Annotated in this window: 5 protein-coding genes; all 5 read right to left on the bottom strand. The window is 45.6% G+C overall.

The window, feature by feature from the left end; genetic code table 11:
* The coding region (dnaE, locus tag R7041_RS22630) for a DNA polymerase III subunit alpha (protein WP_318128721.1) at positions 1–1,976 on the bottom strand (1,976 nt) is incomplete at its 3' end.
* Between the two features lie 81 nt (positions 1,977–2,057).
* Positions 2,058–2,693: a ribonuclease HII gene (gene rnhB / locus R7041_RS22625; RefSeq protein WP_053306716.1), complete on the bottom strand. Its 636-nt coding sequence runs from the start codon at positions 2,691–2,693 to the stop codon at positions 2,058–2,060.
* Between the two features lie 9 nt (positions 2,694–2,702).
* Positions 2,703–3,842, bottom strand: a complete 1,140-nt coding sequence (gene lpxB / locus R7041_RS22620) for a lipid-A-disaccharide synthase (RefSeq protein WP_053306717.1) — start codon at positions 3,840–3,842, stop codon at positions 2,703–2,705.
* Positions 3,843–3,961: 119 nt separating this feature from the next.
* Positions 3,962–4,750, bottom strand: a complete 789-nt coding sequence (lpxA, locus tag R7041_RS22615) for an acyl-ACP--UDP-N-acetylglucosamine O-acyltransferase (protein ID WP_005380357.1) — start codon at positions 4,748–4,750, stop codon at positions 3,962–3,964.
* A 1-nt stretch (position 4,751) separates the two neighbouring features.
* A complete protein-coding gene (gene fabZ / locus R7041_RS22610) occupies positions 4,752–5,204 on the bottom strand; it encodes a 3-hydroxyacyl-ACP dehydratase FabZ (protein WP_005380349.1) in 453 nt (150 codons plus the stop codon).
* Positions 5,205–5,225 lie beyond the last annotated feature (21 nt).

Here is a 5,225-nt window from a genome sequence, read left to right as displayed (position 1 = left end):
TCTCGGCCATGTTTACGGTCGATAAAGTTATCTACCATGCCCGATTGCAAAGGACCCGGACGGAAGAGTGCTACCAATGCGATAATGTCTTCGAAACAGTCTGGCTGAAGTCGTTTGATCAGCTCTTTCATGCCTCGAGATTCAAGCTGGAATACTGCTGTCGTTTCAGAGTTTTGCAACAAACGGAAAGAGGCAGGGTCTTCTAACGGTATGGATTCAATTTGAACCGGTTCTTTCCCTTCTCGCTCTAGGCGTGGGTTAATCAGCCCTAACGCCCAGTCAATAATGGTTAAGGTACGTAAACCTAAGAAGTCAAACTTAACTAGGCCAGCGGTCTCAACATCGTTTTTATCAAATTGAGTAACCGGAAAGTGACCTTCAGCGTCTGCATAAATTGGCGCAAAATCGGTAATTGTTGTAGGTGAAATTACAACACCACCAGCGTGTTTACCGGCGTTTCGCGTACAGCCTTCCAAAATATGACACATGTCGATGAGTTCTTTAACTTCCTCATCGGCCTCATACAATTCAGGTAGTGCAGGTTCAGCTTTAAACGCTTTATCTAGCGTCATACCTGGATCGGGCGGGATCAGCTTTGAAATACGATCAACAAAACCAAATGGGTGGCCCAATACGCGGCCAACGTCACGGATTACCGCTTTTGCCGCCATGGTACCAAACGTGATGATCTGAGACACCGCGTCACGACCGTACATTTCCGCAACGTGGTCAATAACCTGGTCACGTTTATCCATACAGAAATCGACGTCGAAATCGGGCATCGAAACACGTTCTGGGTTCAAGAAACGTTCGAACAGCAAGTCGTATTCTAGTGGATCCAGATCGGTGATTTTTAGTGCGTAAGCCACCAAAGAACCAGCACCGGAACCACGTCCAGGACCGACAGGAATTCCATTATCTTTTGACCACTGGATGAACTCCATTACGATCAAGAAGTAACCAGGAAATCCCATTTGGTTGATAACATCTAGCTCTATCTGAAGACGTTCATCATATTCAGGGCGGCGACGTTTTCTCTCTTCCTCATCTGGAAATAGGAACTCTAAACGCTCTTCCAACCCCTCTCGGGATTTCATGACTAGGAACTCAGTCTCTTTCATCCCTTCGGTTGGGAAAGCTGGTAGGAAGTACTCCCCTAAGCGCACAGTCACGTTGCAACGCTTCGCTATCTCGACACTGTTTTCTAACGCTTCAGGAATATCAGCAAACAGCTCGCACATTTCTTCTTCTGTACGAAGATATTGCTGCGGACTGTAGTTTTTTGGCCTACGCGGATCTTCTAATGTGTAACCATCGTGAATCGCTACGCGTATTTCATGAGCATCAAATAGGTCTGGACTCAGGAATACAACTTCATTGGTCGCCACTACTGGCAAGTCTTGCTGCTCTGCCAATTCAACCGCAAAGTGAAGATAAGTTTCTTCATCTGGACGACCGGTACGAAGTAGCTCAAGATAAAAGCGATCTGGAAAATGCTGTTTATAGAAATCAACACACCCTTGCACTATTTGACGGTTGCCTTTCAAAAGGCCGCGACCAATTTCCCCGCTTTTACCGCCGGATAATACAATCAGGCCTTCAGACATTTCAGCCAACCAGGCTTTGTCAATCACAGGGTGGTGTTGAACATGTCCACGTAAGTACGCTTTTGATATCAATAACGTCAGGTTCTTATAACCTACATTATCCGCCGCAAGCAAAGTCACTTGTGTCAGCTCTTCACCAAACTCGTCCGACTGCATTTTAAAGTCAGCACCAATGATCGGTTTAACACCACTGCCATGCGCCGTACCGTAAAACTTCACCAAACCACATAGGTTGGTAAAGTCGGTCAACGCCATTGCGGGCATACCGAGCTCAGCAACTTTCTTTACGATTGGCGGAACTTTGTTGAGGCCATCCACCATCGAGAAGTCACTATGAACACGCAGGTGGATGAATTTGGGATCTGACATTAACAGGTACCGTGTAACTCTATTTTGTTGGGGATTCTAACCTAAAGAGGTTGGGTTTATAACACCAATTAGATCGTTTGATTATTCTATGCCTAACGCTTTTTTTACTGGCTTAAAACTCTTGCGGTGTTCACTGATCACTCCGTATTGCTCAATCGCTTCAAAGTGCACTTTAGTTGGGTAACCTTTGTGCTTCGCGAAGCCAAATTGTGGATGAAGTTTATCCAACTCTTCCATCTCTTGGTCACGCACGACTTTGGCAATAATTGAAGCCGCACTGATTTCGGCAACACGTAGATCGCCTTTTACTATAGCTTGAGCATCCATTGGCAGCTCCGGACAACGGTTACCATCAATCAACACCAAATCAGGTTGAACCTGTAACCCCGCCACTGCACGCTGCATCGCAACCATAGTCGCCTGCAAAATATTCAGTTGATCGATTTCTTCAGGAGAACAACGCCCGACCGCCCACGCCAATGCTTTTTCTTTGATTTCAGGAAGCAGCGCCATGCGTTTCTTTTCGGTCAATTTTTTCGAATCGTTCAACCCTTCAATAGGATTGTTAGGATCAAGGATAACCGCAGCGGTGACGACGTCTCCTACCAAAGGGCCACGTCCGACCTCGTCGACTCCGGCCACAAGCTGATAACCTTGCGGATATTCAAACGGAGGGAGTTCAACTTTGGTTTTGGTCGCTTTTGGTTTAACAGCCATGATAAATCTCTATTTCTCAATCAGTTTTAGAACCGCGTTTGCGGCTTGTTGGTCCGCATCTTTACGAATCCAATGATGCATTTCCGTAAACTTATCTAACATCGGTTTATTGTCGCTTTCCAATAAGCGAGAAACCTCAGTAAACAAATTGTCTGGTGTGCACTCATCTTGTAGATATTCTTTGACGAGCTCATCATCCGCCAAGATATTCGGCAATGACACATACTTCGTTTTCAATAGACGTTTAGCTAAAAAAGCAGTAAATGCATTCACACGATAACCCACCACCATTGGACGCTTGAGAAGCATACACTCCAACGCTACGGTACCGGAGGCCAACATCACGGCATCGGATGCGGTGATGACGTTGCGTGCGGTGTCATCAACTAACTTGAAGTCCAACTCTGGCGCTAGCTCTTTCCATGCTTGTTCAAACTGCTCACGGCGTTTTTGATTAACAAGCGCGACAACAAACCCCAGTTCTGGAAATTTGTTATGGAGTAACTTGCAGGTTTCAATAAATGGCTCTGAGAGCATTTTTAACTCGCTACCACGACTGCCTGGCAGGACAGCAAGCCACTTTTTATCTTGTTCTAAACCAAGCAACTCACGTGCAGGCGCTTGTTCTGATTCTAGTGGGATGGCATCAGCCAAGGTATGACCAATGAATTCGCAAGGCACATTAAATTTGTCGTAGAACGCTTTTTCAAACGGAAGAAATGCTAGCACCAAGTTCGTTGCCGCTTCTATCTTAAAGATGCGCTTCTGACGCCAAGCCCAAACAGACGGACTCACGTAATGAACGGTTTTAATGCCCGCTTGCTTGAGGTCAAGCTCCAGGCGTAAGTTGAAGTCAGGAGCATCGATCCCGATGAAAACATCAGGCGGATTCTGAGTAAAATACTGAACGAGTTCAGCTTTCACTTTAAGAAGTCTCGGTAAGCGGCCTAAAACCTCGACTAATCCCATCACCGCAAGCTCTTCCATATCAAACAGAGACTCGCAACCTTGGGCTATCATTTTCGGACCGCCAATGCCTACGAACTCTGCGTCTGGATATTGTTGCTTTACTGCTTTGATAAAGCCTTCACCTAGCGTATCGCCAGACAATTCTCCGGCAATGATGCCAATACGTAATGGTCTTTCCATATCTACTTCGCTATTTTTCCTGTGCGCTATGGATAACGGTTTGCCTTATCCATAAAACACAAAAAGATCGTAACCTCAAATTCGGTCACGATCTTTTTATTTATTGGTTCATTCGCCAATTAACGAATAATGCCACGTTCCGTCGTTTCCAGAATATCTGAGAAACGCTTCACTGCTGGCCACTCTTGAGCCATTTCAGCTAGAATAGGCTTCACTTCTTCTAGCGTCTTACCTGAACGGTAGATTTCTTTATACGCTTTTTGTAGCGCACGAATCTCTGGTTTCTCAAAGCCATTACGCTTCAAGCCAACAAGGTTCAAGCCGAAAGGTGTGGCGTGGTTACCTTGCGCGAGTACGTAAGCTGGGACATCTTGCACCACTGCTGAACAGCCTCCAATGTACGCGTAAGCGCCCACTGTACAAAACGGATGAATCGCAGACAGTGCCATCACACCGGCATAATCATCAACAGTAACGTGACCACCAAGAATCGAGTTATTACCGATATGAGTGTGGTTACCAATAACAACATCATGCGCAACGTGTGCATTCACACACAATAAGTTGTCATCACCAATGATCGTGGTTGCTTTGTCTTGCACTGTGCCGCGGTGAACTTGGACCGCTTCACGAATGACGTTACGATCACCGATAACCACAGTTGTGTCTTCACCACCGTATTTTTTGTCTTGGTTTTCTTCACCAATGACAGCATGTGGGAAAATACGGTTATCTTTGCCAATAGTTGTGTGACCTTTGATCACAACGTGAGACATCACTTCTGTGCCTTCACCAATTTCAACCGTAGAGGTGATGTACGTAAAAGGACCTACTGTTACGTTAGCACCAATTTTGGCGCCCTCTTCTACCACCGCTGCCGGGTGGATTTTAGCGGTTTCATGAATCATATTAAAACTCTCGACGAGCACACTTCAGTTCTGCAGAACATACCACTTCGCCGTCAACTTTTGCTACACCGCTAAATGCAGCAATGCCGCGACGTTCTTTCAGAAATTCTACCTCAATAACCAATTGGTCGCCCGGAACCACTGGTTTACGGAATTTCGCGCCGTCTACGCTTGCAAAGTAGTACAGTTCATTTTCTGTTGGTGCACCAAATGATTTAAATGCAAGTAAGCCTGTTGCCTGAGCCATTGCTTCTAAAATCAAAACACCTGGGAATACTGGTAGTTGAGGAAAGTGACCTGTGAACTGAGGTTCGTTAACCGACACGTTTTTAATCGCGTGAAGGTACTTCTCTTCTTGGAAGTCTATCACTCGGTCGATCAATAAGAATGGGTAGCGATGAGGTAGTAGCTCTTGAATTTCAGAGATGTTCATCGTTTTCTTTTCAGTAGTCAAAGTCGTCTTCCTATATCAATT

It is taken from the genome of Vibrio sp. 1751, from assembly GCF_033339895.1.
Lineage (GTDB): Bacteria > Pseudomonadota > Gammaproteobacteria > Enterobacterales > Vibrionaceae > Vibrio > Vibrio alginolyticus.
This window is presented reverse-complemented; position numbering and strand designations above follow the sequence as displayed.

Excerpts from the sequence above, each read along its gene's own strand:
- rnhB (WP_053306716.1), bottom strand. The coding sequence starts at position 2,693 with ATGGCTGTTAAACCAAAAGCGACCAAAACCAAAGTTGAACTCCCTCCG.
- lpxB (WP_053306717.1), bottom strand. The coding sequence starts at position 3,842 with ATGGAAAGACCATTACGTATTGGCATCATTGCCGGAGAATTGTCTGGC.
- lpxA (WP_005380357.1), bottom strand. The coding sequence starts at position 4,750 with ATGATTCATGAAACCGCTAAAATCCACCCGGCAGCGGTGGTAGAAGAG.